Genomic DNA, 14,325 nt, shown 5'->3' with positions numbered 1-14,325 from the left:
GCCCTCGTAGAAGGGTCCTTGCATGAGAATTCCTATCGTCGTCGTTTGAGGGTGGCCGCGTGCGCGGCCGCGATCATGCGAGGAGGATCGGTCTCGGAGGGCGTTCAAGCCGGAAACGGGTTTCCAGATCGGCAAACGACGGCGGGTAAGCCAGCCAACTCCGACCTATCGAGGGAGCCGGCTGTGCGATGCCGGAAAGCATGCTCGCTGTCTCATGGGTATGATCGGCTGGATTGTGGCCGTGGGAATGGCCAGGGCTCTGCTCGTCGGCTTCGCCGTCGTCATGGCTGTGGTCGTGTGCTTCGATCTGCGCTGCCAATTCAGCATGACGGGCTGCTTCGGCGGACGCAAGCGCGACCGGATTGTGCGAGGCGGAGCTGCCCATTGGGGACAACAGCATGCCGATCGTCATCGCGACGGCGATGACGAAGCGAAAGGCTGCGCTGTAGGCCCAGTTCGGCATGCTCAACGACTATTCACTCAAATCTTAACGAATCGTTGTCAGGCCGGAATCATCTCCTGGCCAGTGTCTTGTGATATCCTCTCCAGGGGGATAGTATCAAGCCCATGAACGAAACCCTTCACGTCCACGAAACCCACCCCGAGATCGTCAAGCGGCTGAAGCGCGCCGATGGGCACCTCAAGGGCATCATCGAAATGATCGAGGCCGGCAGACCCTGCCTCGATATCGCCCAGCAGCTTCATGCGGTCGAGAAGGCAGTCTGTCAGGCCAAGCGGACGCTGATCCAGGACCATCTCGACCATTGCCTTGAAGACGTCGTCGGCCCGCTGGCGCGCGAGCAGCGCCGCTCGATCGACGAGTTCAAGGAAATCACCAAGTACCTGTGAGTCCCCGATGCCGTCCTTCGCCGAGCTGATCCAACAGAGTTCCGGCCACGCCTGGCTGTTCATCCCGAGCGCGATCCTGCTCGGTGCGCTGCACGGGCTGGAGCCCGGCCATTCCAAGACGATGATGGCGGCCTTCATCGTCGCCGTCCGTGGAACCGTGACGCAGGCCGTGCTGCTCGGCCTGGCGGCGACGGCGTCGCACACCCTCGTCGTGTGGGGCATCGCGCTCGGCGGCATGTATCTCTGGCGGGGTGTCGATGCCGAGACGTTCGAGCCGTATTTCCAGCTCGCCTCGGCAGCGATCATCATCGCGATCGCGCTGTGGATGCTCTGGCGCACGTGGCAGGATCAGCAGCGGGCCAAGGCCGCAGCCGGCGATCACGGCCATGGGCACGATCATCCTCACCCACATGGAGATCATGATGATAGCCACGCCCATGAGGGTCATCATGGGCACGATCATGGCCATGGCCATGGCGGTCATGCCCATGGGGAGGATATCCGCCGCATCGACACTGGCCATGGCGTCGTCGCGGTCGAGGTGTTCGAGGATGGCGTGCCGCCGCGCTGGCGCATCCGCACCGAGCGCGGTCACGCCTGGACGGCCGGTGACGTGACCGTCGTCACCGAGCGGCCGGACGGCGCACGGCGGGCCTTCACCTTCGTCGACCGTGGCGGCTATCTCGAATCCGTCGACGAGATTCCCGAGCCGCATGAGTTCATGGCGCGGGTCAGCCTCGGCCATGGCGGCCACACCCACGACTACGACCTGTCCTTCGTCGAGGGACAGGGCCACGACCGCATGCACGAGGAACTGCGCGGGCTCGAGGTGGCGACCGACGGCTATCAAGACGCGCACGAGCTGGCGCACGCCAACGACATCCGCCGCCAGTTTGCCGACCGCGACGTCACCACCTGGCAGATCATCATGTTCGGGCTGACCGGCGGCCTGATCCCATGCCCGGCGGCGATCACCGTCCTGCTGCTCTGCCTTCAACTCAAGGAGTTCACGCTCGGCTTCGCGCTGGTGCTGTGCTTCTCGATCGGTCTGGCGATCACGCTGGTGACGGTCGGCGCGGCTGCGGCACTGAGCGTCCGCCACGCGACCAAGCGCTGGTCGTGGTTCTCGACCTTCGCCCGGCGGGCCCCCTATTTCTCCAGCCTCCTCATCATCGCGGTCGGCCTCTACGTCGGATACCACGGTTGGGCGGGACTATCCGCCGCCGGGGCCTGATGCGCTCACGTTTCAAGCCAAGAACGCAATCCGAGACAGCGAGCCGATCATGATGTCCGAGATATCAGGCGCCGAAAGCGTTGCACCGGCGCCTGTAGCGGGTCCATCGGGTTGGCGATCGCTGATGACGCGCGAGCGCTGGTTCGAGGTCGCGCGCATCGTCTTTACCGGCCTGATGGCGTTGCTGTATTGGCGGCAGCTCATTCCGATACAAGCCTTGTGGGTGGCCGTTGCCATCGGCTTGTATCCGCTTGTCAAGACCGGCGTCGTTGACCTCGTAAAAGAGCGTAAGATCGGCACCGAGATATTCGTCACCATCGCCACGGTGGTCGCGCTGATCGGAGGCGAGACCGTCGCCGGCGCGGTCCTCATGGTGATCATTCTGATCGCCGAGTTCATCGCCGATCTGAATATGGATCGCGCGCGAGCCTCTATCAAAGACCTGATCGGCTCCGTGCCGCAGGTTGCGCTTGTGAGAGACGCGCGCGGCGAACGCATTGTCCCGATCGAGAAACTGCGCGCAGGCGACGTTGTCTTGGTGCGGGCCGGCGAGAAGATCCCGGTCGACGGCACCGTCGTCGGCGGAGCGGCTTCGGTCAACGAAGCGTCGATCACAGGCGAGAGCATTCCGAAGGACAAAAGCGACGGTGCCGATGTCTTTGCGGGGACCATCGTCGAATCCGGCGCTTTGGACATCGAGACCGAGAAGGTCGGTGCCGACACCACCTTTGCCCGCATCATCAGTCTGGTCGAGAATGCCGAAGCGGAACAGGCACCCGTCCAGAAACTGGCGGACAAGGTCGCGTCATGGCTGATTCCGGTCGTGCTGATCTTCCTCGTTGCGGTTTATCTTTATACTCGCGACATCCGGATGATCGTCACTCTGCTGATTTTTACATCGCCTGCCGAACTCGGATTGGCGACCCCGCTGGTGATCATCGCAGCCATTGCGCGGGCCGCACGCAGCGGAATTCTGGTCAAAGGAGGCATCTATCTGGAGTCGTTGGCCAAGGTCGACGTCCTGGTGTTCGACAAGACGGGCACCCTGACGGCGAACAAGCCGGAGGTCGTCGGCGTGGAGATGCAAGATGGCACGATTTCGGAAGCTGATCTGATCAGCCTTGCCGCCGCTGCTGATCGGCGCTCGGCTCACCCCTTGGCAAAGGCAGTCGTCAACTACGCCGCCCGGATGAAAATCGACGTCCCGGAACCGGAACAGTATCAGCAGTTGCAGGCGCGCGGTGTGAAGGCGACGGTCTCCGGCCGCGCCGTGCTGGTCGGAAATGCATCCTTGTTGCGCGAGAGCGGCGTGCCGCTTTCCGATGCGATCGAGAATGGCGGACAGACGCCGGTTCACGTCGCGATCGATGGCAGGTTCGCGGGCGTGATCTTCATTGCAGACACATTGCGGCCCGGTGCGCGCGAAGCGCTGGCACGACTCCGCGCGACCGGGGTGAAGCGCATCGTCATGCTGACGGGTGATAATGAGGCCACGGCGCGGACCATCGCCAAGGAACTCGGCGTGGATGAAGTGCGTGCCGATTTGATGCCGCAGGACAAGGTTGCCGCCATCGCCGAACTGCAAAGGCAGGGTCATCGCGTGGCGATGGTCGGCGACGGCATCAACGACGCGCCGGCGCTGGCACGCGCCGATGTCGGCATTGCGATGGGCAGCGGCGGCACGCAGGCGGCGCTGGAGGCCGCCGACATTGCATTGATGAAGGATGATCTCACAAAAATTGTCAGCGCCCGCGCGATTGCTCGACGTGCTTACCGGACAATTCAAGAGAATCTCTTCGTTGGCGTCGGTGTTGTGCATGTCTTGGGCATTACCGCGGCGCTGATGGGCTGGATCGGCCCCATCGAGGCTGCCATGTTGCACTTGGGTCCTGATATCCTGGTGTTCCTGAATTCGGCAAAATTGCTGCGCATTCGCATCCGTGACGTTTGACAATGCGTTGTGGCCTTTCGCCGTTGCGCATGCTCGTCGCTACTCGACAGGACCAGAGTGATGGCCGATCTCGCCGTCTATGCCGGCCTGTTCCTGGCCGCGCTCACCGCCGCGACCATCCTGCCGATGCAGTCGGAAGCGGTTCTGGTCGGGCTGCTGGTCGCGGATTATTCGCCGGGGCTGCTGATCACGGTGGCGAGCGTCGGCAATGTGCTGGGATCGGTGATCAACTGGCTGCTCGGGCGCGGCATCGAGCGGTTCCGGGACCGGCCCTGGTTCCCGGCAAGCGGCGGGAAACTGGAGCGCGCGCAGCGCTGGTATCGCCGCTACGGGAAATGGTCGCTGCTGCTGAGCTGGGCGCCGATCATCGGCGATCCGCTCACCGTCGTCGCCGGCGTTCTGCGTGAGCCGTTCCCGATGTTCCTGCTGCTTGTCACAATCGCCAAGATTGGCCGCTACCTTGTTCTCGCGGCCGCAACACTGGGATTCGCATGACGCAGATGCTCCAGGAGCTGATCAGTTTCCAGCGCGAGATCTATCTGGCTTTTGCGAACCAGATCACCGCGTTCGCCAATGGCGGCGGCTGGGGCGCGTTTCTGGTCTATCTGCCCATGGGCATCCTGTTCGGCGCCGCCCACGCCATGACGCCGGGCCACAGCAAGGCGGTGCTGGCCACCTATCTTGCCGGATCGCCGTCCGGCCTCGTTCGCGGGCTCGGCGTGTCGCTCGCACTGTCGTTCACCCATGTCACCATGTCGGTGATCATCGCGCTGTTGGCGCTGCCGCTGGTCTCGATCAGCCTGGGCAGCGTCGGGCGCGCGCCAATGCTCGAAGACGTCAGCCGCGGGCTTCTCGGCCTGATCGGCCTGTGGATGCTGTATCGCGCCTTCCGGCATAGGCCGCACCAGCATGACCACGGCGAAGGCATGGCCTTCGGCTTCATGGCCGGCCTCATCCCTTGTCCGCTGACGCTGTTCGTCATGACCTTCGCGATTTCACGGGGCGTGCCGGAGGCCGGTGTCGCCTTCGCGGTCACGATGATGATCGGCGTTGCGCTGGTCCTGTCGCTGGTGGCGGTCGCGACGATCCTCTTTCGCCAGAGGGTCGTTCATCTGATCGAAGGCCGGCCACTGCTGCTGGACAGGATCACAAGAGCCATCGAGGGGATCGCCGGGCTGTTGCTCACAACCATTGCCGTGCGCGAGCTGATCTGGCGATGAAGCCGCAGTCCAGTTCATCCGCCGGGCGGTCTGCCCCATCGTCACGCGGCGATGTTAGAAGTGTATTGCCTATCAACAACCCGAGGCGGCAGGAGCCGCCCGAGAGGAGACCATGCCTAGTACCGATGGCAGTAGTATCACCGACCTGATCGGGATACTCGCCGTACTTATTCTCGTTGCCGCAAATGGATTTTTCGTCGCGGCTGAATTTTCCCTCGTTGCCGTCCGCCGCAGCCGCGTCACGGAACTTGTCGCAGTAGGTCGGCTAAACGCTTCCGCGCTCGAGCGCGCCGTCGACAATCTCGACGCCAACCTTGCGGCGACACAACTCGGCATCACCCTGTCGTCGCTGGCGCTCGGCTGGGTCGGCGAGCCGGCGTTGGCCCATCTGATCGAACCTTTGTTGAGCGGCTTGCCCGGATCGCTCGCCACCGCCGGCTCGCACACCATCGCCGTCGTCATTGCCTTCGCCATCATCACCACGCTGCACATCGTGCTCGGCGAACTGGCGCCGAAGAGCCTTGCGCTCCAGCGCAGCGAGACCACGGCGCTCTGGGTCGTGCGGCCGCTCGGCATGTTCCTGTTCCTGCTCCGACCGGCGATCATCTTGCTCAACGGCTTGGGCAACCTCGTGCTGCGGCTCTGCGGACTGCAGCCGGGTGCCGGTGAGGGATCACTGCATTCACCCGAGGAGCTGAAGCTGCTCGTCGCCGCAAGCCAGGAAGCGGGCCTTCTTTATCAGGCCCAACAGGAGGTCGTCGAGCGCGTATTCAACATCGGTGATCGGCGCATCGCCGACATCATGACCCCGCGGCGTGACATCGACTGGATCGATGCCGATGACGGCCCGGATGAGATGCTCCGCACCATTCGCGAATGTCGCCATGAGCAGCTCCTTGTCGGTCAGGGTGGCATCGACGAGCCGCTCGGCATGATCCTGAAGAAGGATCTCCTCGATCAGGTCCTCGACGGGAAGACCATCGATCCAATGGCGGCGATCCGTGAACCCGTGATCGTACACGAGGCGACACCGATCTTCCGTGTGCTCGATCAGTTCAAGAAGGCGCCGGTGCGTCTGGCGATCGTCATCGACGAATATGGCGCCCTGGAAGGGATCGTCACCCAGACCGACCTGCTGGAAGCGATTGCCGGCGATCTGCCGGATGCGGAAGGTGAAGACCCGGATATCGTCGAGCGGGAGGATGGCTCGCTGCTGATCGACGGTATGATGCCGGCACATGATGCCTTCGCCCGGCTCGGCTTCAAGCTGCGATCGGCGGATGGCGACTTCCACACCATCGCCGGGTTCGCGCTCGCCCGGCTCGGGCATCTTCCCGAGGTCAGCGAGCATTTCGACTATGAGGGCTGGCGATTCGAAGTCATCGACATGGACGGGAGACGAATCGACAAGCTGCTGGCCCGTCGGGAGCACGTGGAGGGGTCTTGAGGCCAGCCATAGGCTTGCGAATGGAGGACCTTGCGGGTAGATTGAGGTTAAGGGGTTATTCGCGATTGCCCCGTGAGGCGGCAGCCCAAACATCGCGTCCATCGTTCCCCAGAAGGGAGTGGACGCTCATGCCGTCTAGCACTGAAATAACCACGTCTCAGCTCGCCCGCCTCGTCGGTATTCCATCCGCGCCGGCTATCGTAGATGTGCGCCTGGCCGAGGATTTTGACGCCGATCCGCGTCTCCTCCCGGCGGCTGTCCGCCGGGACTTCCAGACCGTCACGAACTGGGCGGCCGAGTTCGCCGGCCGCGACGTCGTTGTCGTCTGCCAGAGGGGGCAGAAGCTCAGCCAGGGCGTGACCGCCTGGCTCCGGCATGAGGGGATCAATGCCGAGACCCTCGAAGGCGGCTTCGAGGCCTGGCGGTCGGCCGGTGGACTGCTGGTCAAGACCGAAAAGCTGCCGCCGCGCGATGAGCAAGGCCGCACCGTCTGGGCGACACGCGCGCGACCGAAGGTCGACCGCATCGCCTGTCCCTGGCTCATCCGCCGCTTCATCGATCCGACCGCCGTGTTCCTGTTCGTCGCGGCGACCGAAGTGGCCGCCGTCGCCGAACGCTTCAACGCGATAGCCTTCGATATCGACGACGTGTTCTGGAGCCACCGTGGTGAGCGCTGCACCTTCGACACCATGGTCGAGGAGTTCGGCCTGACCTCGGAGCCACTGGACCGCCTGGCAACCATCGTGCGAGCGGCGGACACGGCGCGGCTTGATCTCGTGCCGCAGGCGGCCGGCTTCCTCGCCGCCTCGCTGGGCCTATCGCGGATGTTCCGCAACGATCTCGAACAGCTCGAAGCGGGCCTGCTGCTCTACGACGCCTTTTATCGCTGGTCCCGCGACGCGACCGAGGAAACGCACAACTGGCCGTCTAGCCAGAAGCTGGCATGAGGGAGGCGACCATGTCGATCACCCTCACGACGGATGATTCCGTCTCCACGCCTGCAGCCCCGACCTTCGCTGAAGCCACCAGGGTATGGGCCAGGATCGGCCTTCTCAGCTTTGGCGGGCCGGCCGGACAGATCGCCCTGATGCACAAGGAACTGGTCGAGGAGCGCCGCTGGATCGGCGAGCAGCGTTTCCTGCACGCCCTCAACTATTGCATGCTGCTGCCAGGACCCGAGGCGCAGCAGCTCGCCACCTATATCGGCTGGCTGATGCATCGAACCGTCGGCGGCCTCGTCGCCGGCATCCTGTTCGTCCTGCCGGGCGCCTTCGTCATGCTGGGCCTCAGCATCCTCTATGTGCTGTACCGCGAGGTGCCGCTGATCGACGCCGTGTTCTTCGGCGTCAAGGCGGCGGTCCTCGCGGTCGTCGTCGAGGCGGTGCTGCGGATCGGCCGGAGGGCGCTCAAGAACCGCGCGATGATCGCGATTGCCGTTGCGGCGTTCATCGGCATCTTCGTCTTCAGGATTCCGTTTCCGCTGATCATCCTGATCGCAGGGCTTGTGGGCTGGATCGGCAGTCGGCAAGCGCCGCAGCTCTTCGCCGCCGGAGGGCATGGTTCCAAGGGAGCCGTTCTTGAGTTCAAGGGCGTCGTCGATCTCATGTTCGAGCGCGGCGAACTCACCCATGCCGAACCCTCCTGGGGGCGGGCCTTTCGGGTGACCGCCATCTGGCTGCCGATCTGGCTCGGGCCGGTCCTGCTGCTCTGGCTCCTGACCGGCACCTCCAGCGTCTGGACCCAGCTCGGCGCCTTCTTCAGCTCGATGGCGGTCGTCACCTTTGGCGGCGCCTATGCTGTCCTCGCCTATGTGGCGCAGGCCGCCGTCGACACCTTCGGCTGGCTCGCGCCGGGCGAGATGGTCGATGGGCTCGGCCTCGCCGAAACGACGCCGGGGCCGCTGATCATGGTGCTCCAGTTCGTCGGCTTCCTCGCCGCCTATCGGACGCCCGGCGTTCTCGATCCGCTACTGGCCGGCTGTCTCGGTGCTCTCCTGACCACCTGGGTCACGTTCGCACCGTGCTTTTTCTGGATCTTTCTTGGGGCGCCCTACATCGAGGCTCTGCGCGGCAACAAGGCGATCTCATCGGCGCTCTCAGCGATCACCGCCGCAGTCGTCGGCGTGGTCATGAACCTTGCTTTGTGGTTCGCGCTACACGTCGTGTTTCGGGAGGTGCGGACGTTCGAGATTCTCGGCGTCGGTCCGGACCTGCCGGTGCTCACATCGATCGACTGGCGGGCCGCAGTTCTCGCTGTCGCTGCGATGATTGCCATGTTGCGCTTCAAAGTCGGAATGATCCCGACGCTCGGCCTTTGCGCGGTGGCCGGTGTTTTTGTCAGCTATTTACCTGTGTGACACGAGGGAAGGCCCACTGGCGGACGAATTTGGGCACGTGATGTCCGCGCTAGGGCCGCCTCCATATGTTTACGCAGGAATTATCTGGATAATCGGGCGGTTCGCCTTCGTTCGAGCGCGGCAATCGGCGGTGATTGGGTAGCTATCTCGCAGAATAGCGCGCCATAACGTGGAATCGACGGGGTTCGCGGGCTACGAACGATGAAGATGGGCACTATGTCTGCGCAATAGCCACCTAAACCTCGCTATTACCCTCTCACCCGGAGAGTGCCCTTGCTTGGCGATAAGCAGAGTGCCGAGTGGTCACTGGCCTACAGAGAACCGCGCGGCTACAGATGAGGAAATACGCCGACTTCCAGCAGGTCACGCGCAGCCGGACGGTCGGCATGGCGTTTTCGGCGTCAGCGGATATCGAGGCTCTTGCGTTGTCCTTGCTTGCGCCGCTGTTCCCGGTCGCAAAGGGCATACGATTGATCGGCGTCACAGTCTCATCACTGGATGGGTTGCCTCGTCAGGCCGAGAGGTAGATTCAGCTCCCGCTCTTATAGGCCACGCCGGAAAAGCATGCCAAGATGTCCGAAGAATGCAGCATCGTTCGGACGCCCCTTGCTTATGTCCGAAATTTGCATCATATTTCGGACATGCTCGATCAACCAACCGCCGACCTCCGCCCTCGCCTTCTGGCCCGCGTCGACGCGAAGCCGAGCGAGGTCTGGACGCCAGGCGATTTCGCCGACCTCGGCAATCGCGCAGCTGTCGACAAGACGCTACAGCGCCTCGCTGCGGCCGGCGAACTGCGCCGGATCGACCGTGGGCTCTATGATCGGCCGCGAAAGAGCAACCTCACCGGCAAGCCGATGGTCCCCGACTATCGTGCCGTGATCCGAGCCGTGACGCGGCGGGACCAGGCCCGCGTCGTGGTCGACGGCATGACTGCGGCGAACGATCTCGGCCTCACCACAGCCGTCCCCGCACGCATCGAGGTCCTGATCGACGCGCGCCTGAAGCCGATCACGCTCGGCAAGCAAGTCATCCATTTCAAGTCGGCTGCGCCCAGCCGCCTGTATTGGGCGGGGCGGCCGGGTATGCGCGTCGTCCAGGCGCTTCATTGGATGCAGGACATGATGACGGAGGAGGAGGATCGACGGGTCGTCGAGAACCGCCTGCGCAAGCTGTTCGCCGACCCACAGCATGGCAAGGAGCTTCGCGACGATCTTCGCGCGGGTCTCTCAGCCATGCCGATCTGGATGCAGGATTTTCTACGGCCCTTGCTCGATACTGCCGACGCTGCGCCGGAGGATCGCTCGTGAGCAGCGCAGCCTTTCGCGAGGTCATCTCCGCTGCGCCCGGCGAGAAGCTCGACCTTTTCTTGACGACGGCGAACCGGCTCGGCGCACCGATCGGAAACATCGAGAAGGATTTTTGGGTCTGCTGGACCCTCAACGCCCTCTATCACGAACGGCCCGCCGGAGGTCCGCGCCTCCTGTTCAAGGGCGGGACGTCGTTGTCGAAGGCTTTCGGGCTGATCGAGCGATTTTCCGAAGACATCGATGTGACGGTCTTTCGCGACGATCTCGCCGAGCCCGCCTCCGTCGACGAGCTCGAAGCGCTATCGAACAAGAAGCGGCGGGCTCGACTGGACGCGATCCGAGACGCCTGTCGTGGCTATATTACCGGACCGCTGCACGGGTTCCTGACCAAGCACCTTGCCGAGGCAACGGACGGACGCGGCCGCGTCGAAATCGATGAGGCTGACCCCGAGGGGCAGACGCTTTTGGTCTGGTATCCCGAGGTCGAGCCGCGCGACGAGGCCTATGTGCGGCCGGCGGTGCGGATCGAGTCTGGAGCGAAGTCGGCCCTCGACCCGAACCATCCGAAGGAAATCCGCCCCTACATTGCCCAGGATGTGGCGGGCCTCGAGCTGGCGGTCCCGAACGTCACGACGATCAATGCCGAGCGCACGTTTTGGGACAAGGTCGTGATCGCGCACGGCCTGCGGCGCTGGTTTGAGCGCCGCGGCGAGCTGCGCCAGGCAGGCCAGCGCGTCTCGCGACACTTCTACGACCTCCATTGCCTTTTCGCCTCCGAGGTCGGCCGGTCGGCAATAGCCGATGCCGCCTTGGGAGCCGACTGCGTTCGGCACGCCCTCATGTTCTTCAACCGGCCCGACTACGATCTGGCGTCGGCCGCAACCGGGTCGTTCGCGATCGCGCCGTCCGCGGCCATGATTGACGCGCTCGCGCGAGACTATGCGAACATGACACCGATGATCTTCGGGGACGCCCCTCTCTTCGCGGACATTCTGACGTCGATGAAAGAGATCGAGCAGATGGCGAACGATCGAGGCCGATAAATGGTCGGTCGCAAATCGGAAGGCCCGCTCGGCGAGACACGGAAAAATCGGACGGAGCCAGAAGGCTAGGACCATCGCATGGCTGACATCCTGGAAAATGCACCGGTGAGACTGCCCGACCGTGCCTCGGTTGGAGCGGCCCTGGCGCGCCTTCCGGCCGGCGCCGACGAAGCCGCGCTCGCAGCAGCGCTGACCGAGGCGTTTCCTGGGTTCGCCTTCTTGGCGGCGATTGACGACGACCAGTACTGGCGGGTCGAGCGCTCGGTGCTTGCCGCCGACGGAACCCGGATCGCCGAGTACCGACCGTGGATGGAAGCAGAACTCGCCAAGGACAAGGGCAACGTCGGGGCTCTCTGGTCTCGGTTACAGCAGACCGAACTTCAGATCTCGGAATGGCACGGCAACAGCGTGTACGCCTTCGCGCCGACCGGATCGGGCGCGGCCGACTACGTGCAGATTTCGGTCGGCCGCGAGGTGGAGTGGCGTGCTGGGCCGATCGTCAATCCATCATCTCGCCCCTGGAGCGAGCTGGAGCTGCTTGATCCGTCATGGATCGACCATGACGCCAGGTCCGACGACAAGGTGATCGCGGGCCCGCTCTACCGTTTGAGCAAGCGTACCGGCAGCAGTGTCGTGCATGTCCGGACATTCCTCGCGCGGTGCGCGCGCCTCGAGCGCGAGAAGCGTGAGGCGCGCCGCCCTGAGATGGAACAGCGCGTCTGGATCGGCACCGACGGCACGCAGAGGCCCTTCCTGGAATTGCAGCCCAATTGGTTCGATGTGGTGCCGCGCGAGGTGCGCTTCTTTCAGGACTGGGAGGAATCGAGCGCGCGCAGCGCGCGCGTCTTCGAGCATTGGGCACTCGACATCACCGACTATGAGCACAACGGCCAGCGAGAGATCGGGTTCATCACCCGTCCGCTGCATCTGCCGAAGGAGAGCCTGGAGGCCGGCGATGCCTCAGTGCATATGCTGATGGATCGCACAGAGGCGATCGATCGCGAGGTCGGCCTTGCCTTCGGCTGGTACTTTCTCATGACGCACGGCAACCGAGTCGATCCCGATGTTGGCGACGCGATCGCGCAGGGCCTGCGTGACGCGCGTGTGCGCCTGCCAGACCATGATGCCAAGGTGCTGTTGCGGTGGGCTGACCAGCGCTACGGATTCTGACCGACGATGAATTGGCGGCTTCGCCCCGGCCATAAATACAGATCCATTTTGAAATCTTACTCGCTCGCGCCGTCGTCAAAATCGTCGGCCTCTCCGCCGGCGATCGGAATATCTCCAGCCAGCAGCTTCTCTTTGCTGAGCAGGCCGGCATCCTCGAGCGCCTCCATGTCCGGCAGGTCGCGGAGCGTGTCGAAGCCAAAATGCGACAGGAACCCCGGGGTCGTCACGTAGGTATAGGGCGCACCCGGCGTCGGGCTGCGCGGCCCGGCAGCGATGAAGCCGAGCGACCGCAGATGGCCGATGGTGTCGCGGCTGACCTCCTTGCTGAAGAACTGGCCAAGCTCGCCGCGGGTGATCGGCTGGAAATACGCGATGCACATCAGGATCAGCGCATCCGATTGCGACAGCGGCTTCGTCTCGGTTCCAAGCCCTGTCGCCGTGCGGATCGCATCGGCGAAGCTCTTGCGGGTGCGGTGCTGCCAGCCGCCGGCGACCGCGACCAGCTCGTAGGGCCGGCCGCGCAGCTCGCCGCGGATATCGTCGATGATGAGGTCGAGATTGCAGTCCCGCCCGACGACCCGCGCCAGCACCTCACGCCCGACCGGCTCGGGCGAGGCGAAGATCACCGCCTCGACCCGGCCCATCCATTCGCGCCAGCGAAGCTCCGGCGGCAGATCGGCGAGCTCGGTGTCAAGCTCCTGCTTGGCTCGCGCGCGCCGGGCCATGGTCAGAGCCCGTAGAGCCGGAAGGTCGGCCGGCCGGTGAGCTCACGCACGCCGCCGAGCGCGACCAGGCGCTCGAACAGCCGCCGGCTCGAGCGGTCGCTCGCGGCCTTGCCGGTCCTGGCCGCCTGCGCGTCCTCGCTGATGAGGATCGCCACCATCATGTCGGCGTCCTTGCCGCGCAGCTGCGGCGCGGCGGCGAGGAGCTTCTCGGCGCGGCGGGCGAGATCGGCGTGCAGGTCGGCCGCGGCCGCCGAGCCCCGGGCATAGGCCAGGTTGCAGGCGGCAAGCCAGCCGCTGTCGCCGGCGACATGCGCGGCGGCGTGACGGAAATCGGCGCGCTTCAGATGGGCGGCGAGCAAAGGCACCGGCGCCGGCCATTTGAGGCGATGCGCCAGGACCGCATCGGCGAGCCAGAGCGCCAGCGGCCGGCTGTCGGGCCGAAACCGCAGGCTGGTCGCCGCCACTCCCGCCGCGGCGCGCACCGCACTCCCCGGCCCTTTGAGCTGGTCGGTGGCGAAGGCAATGACGTCCTGCAGCGCGTCGTCGTAGCGGTGGGCCAGCAGCGCCGCGAGCTTGAGCTCCCAGTCGCCGGCGGCCATCGCCGACCGCTCGCTCAAGGCGCGCCAGGCCTTGAGGAGCTGCCCGGCGGGCCCTGGGTCGTCGCCCTCGCGGCGCAGATACCAGTGGTCGCGCAGCATCCCCTCGTCCTCGGTGCGGCCGTTCTGCTGCGCCAGCGCGGCGGCGCAGCCAAGCGCCAGGCGCTGGCGCCAGAGGGTGCCGAGCGGGTGCTCGTGGCGGGCGATCGGATGCAGCGCCGCCAGCGCCGCCCCGGCGAGAAACTCCGTATCTTCAACGGCTTCGCCGGTCGCGGGCTGGCGCGCCCAGCCGGGAAAGGCCGGAAAGGTCGGAGGGGGCTCGGGGATGAGTCGCGCGCGCGAGGCCATGCCGGATCGTATCCGATGGCGGCGCTTTCTGCCAGAGATTTGGCCGCTAACCGCCGCACCTGTCGCGACTCCAGAA

Annotated in this window: 15 protein-coding genes; 12 read left to right on the top strand and 3 right to left on the bottom strand. The window is 64.7% G+C overall.

Features of this window, described 5'->3' with window-relative positions:
* Nucleotides 1-73: 73 nt before the first annotated feature.
* Nucleotides 74-463, bottom strand: coding sequence for a hypothetical protein (locus V5F63_RS26550; RefSeq protein WP_394072525.1), 390 nt, complete (start codon nucleotides 461-463; stop codon nucleotides 74-76).
* 104 nt (nucleotides 464-567) lie between these two features.
* Here V5F63_RS26550 and V5F63_RS26545 point away from each other — a divergent pair, with 104 nt between their 5' ends.
* The 12 genes from V5F63_RS26545 (at nucleotide 568) to V5F63_RS26490 (ending at nucleotide 12,580) form a co-directional block, all read left to right on the top strand.
* Entirely contained in the window at nucleotides 568-849 is a 282-nt protein-coding gene (locus tag V5F63_RS26545; RefSeq protein WP_394072527.1) for a metal-sensing transcriptional repressor, read from the top strand.
* Nucleotides 850-856: 7 nt separating this feature from the next.
* On the top strand, nucleotides 857-2,083 hold the full coding sequence (locus V5F63_RS26540; protein ID WP_394072529.1) for a nickel/cobalt efflux transporter: 1,227 nt from the start codon (nucleotides 857-859) through the stop codon (nucleotides 2,081-2,083).
* A 124-nt stretch (nucleotides 2,084-2,207) separates the two neighbouring features.
* Nucleotides 2,208-4,034 carry a heavy metal translocating P-type ATPase gene (locus V5F63_RS26535; protein WP_394072531.1) on the top strand — a complete coding sequence of 609 codons (1,827 nt, stop codon included), beginning with the start codon at nucleotides 2,208-2,210 and terminating at the stop codon, nucleotides 4,032-4,034.
* A gap of 60 nt (nucleotides 4,035-4,094) precedes the next feature.
* Nucleotides 4,095-4,529, top strand: coding sequence for a YqaA family protein (locus V5F63_RS26530; RefSeq protein WP_394072533.1), 435 nt, complete (start codon nucleotides 4,095-4,097; stop codon nucleotides 4,527-4,529).
* 5 nt (nucleotides 4,530-4,534) lie between these two features.
* The gene (locus tag V5F63_RS26525) at nucleotides 4,535-5,254 is read left to right on the top strand and encodes a nickel/cobalt transporter (RefSeq protein WP_394072550.1); all 720 of its coding nucleotides are present in this window, start codon (nucleotides 4,535-4,537) and stop codon (nucleotides 5,252-5,254) included.
* Nucleotides 5,255-5,366: 112 nt separating this feature from the next.
* Nucleotides 5,367-6,701 carry a hemolysin family protein gene (locus V5F63_RS26520; protein WP_394072535.1) on the top strand — a complete coding sequence of 445 codons (1,335 nt, stop codon included), beginning with the start codon at nucleotides 5,367-5,369 and terminating at the stop codon, nucleotides 6,699-6,701.
* A 128-nt stretch (nucleotides 6,702-6,829) separates the two neighbouring features.
* Nucleotides 6,830-7,648 (top strand): chromate resistance protein ChrB domain-containing protein, encoded by an 819-nt coding sequence (locus V5F63_RS26515; RefSeq protein WP_394072537.1) that lies wholly within the window; start codon nucleotides 6,830-6,832, stop codon nucleotides 7,646-7,648.
* 11 nt (nucleotides 7,649-7,659) lie between these two features.
* A complete protein-coding gene (gene chrA, locus V5F63_RS26510; protein ID WP_394072539.1) occupies nucleotides 7,660-9,057 on the top strand; it encodes a chromate efflux transporter in 1,398 nt (465 codons plus the stop codon).
* Nucleotides 9,058-9,392: 335 nt separating this feature from the next.
* Entirely contained in the window at nucleotides 9,393-9,584 is a 192-nt protein-coding gene (locus V5F63_RS26505; RefSeq protein ID WP_366522822.1) for a DinB/UmuC family translesion DNA polymerase, read from the top strand.
* 114 nt (nucleotides 9,585-9,698) lie between these two features.
* Nucleotides 9,699-10,367 carry a DUF6088 family protein gene (locus V5F63_RS26500; RefSeq protein WP_298307038.1) on the top strand — a complete coding sequence of 223 codons (669 nt, stop codon included), beginning with the start codon at nucleotides 9,699-9,701 and terminating at the stop codon, nucleotides 10,365-10,367.
* Nucleotides 10,364-11,410 carry a nucleotidyl transferase AbiEii/AbiGii toxin family protein gene (locus V5F63_RS26495; protein ID WP_298307036.1) on the top strand — a complete coding sequence of 349 codons (1,047 nt, stop codon included), beginning with the start codon at nucleotides 10,364-10,366 and terminating at the stop codon, nucleotides 11,408-11,410. The genes V5F63_RS26500 and V5F63_RS26495 overlap by 4 nt, the downstream gene beginning before the upstream one ends.
* Nucleotides 11,411-11,488: 78 nt before the next feature.
* Complete coding sequence (locus V5F63_RS26490) at nucleotides 11,489-12,580, top strand: hypothetical protein (RefSeq protein ID WP_394072542.1); 1,092 nt, start codon at nucleotides 11,489-11,491, stop codon at nucleotides 12,578-12,580.
* A 56-nt stretch (nucleotides 12,581-12,636) separates the two neighbouring features.
* On the opposite strand, the gene scpB is transcribed toward V5F63_RS26490, so the two are convergent.
* Together scpB and V5F63_RS26480 are read right to left on the bottom strand one after the other, a co-directional pair.
* Entirely contained in the window at nucleotides 12,637-13,305 is a 669-nt protein-coding gene (scpB, locus tag V5F63_RS26485; RefSeq protein WP_394072544.1) for an SMC-Scp complex subunit ScpB, read from the bottom strand.
* Between the two features lie 2 nt (nucleotides 13,306-13,307).
* Nucleotides 13,308-14,249, bottom strand: a complete 942-nt coding sequence (locus tag V5F63_RS26480) for a DUF1403 family protein (RefSeq protein WP_394072546.1) — start codon at nucleotides 14,247-14,249, stop codon at nucleotides 13,308-13,310.
* Nucleotides 14,250-14,325 lie beyond the last annotated feature (76 nt).

The sequence above is a fragment of the Xanthobacter wiegelii genome, assembly GCF_043193855.2.
Classification (GTDB): Bacteria; Pseudomonadota; Alphaproteobacteria; order Rhizobiales; family Xanthobacteraceae; genus Xanthobacter; species Xanthobacter flavus_A.
The sequence above is the reverse complement of the archived record's forward strand: the minus strand, read 5'-3'. Positions and strand labels throughout refer to the sequence as shown.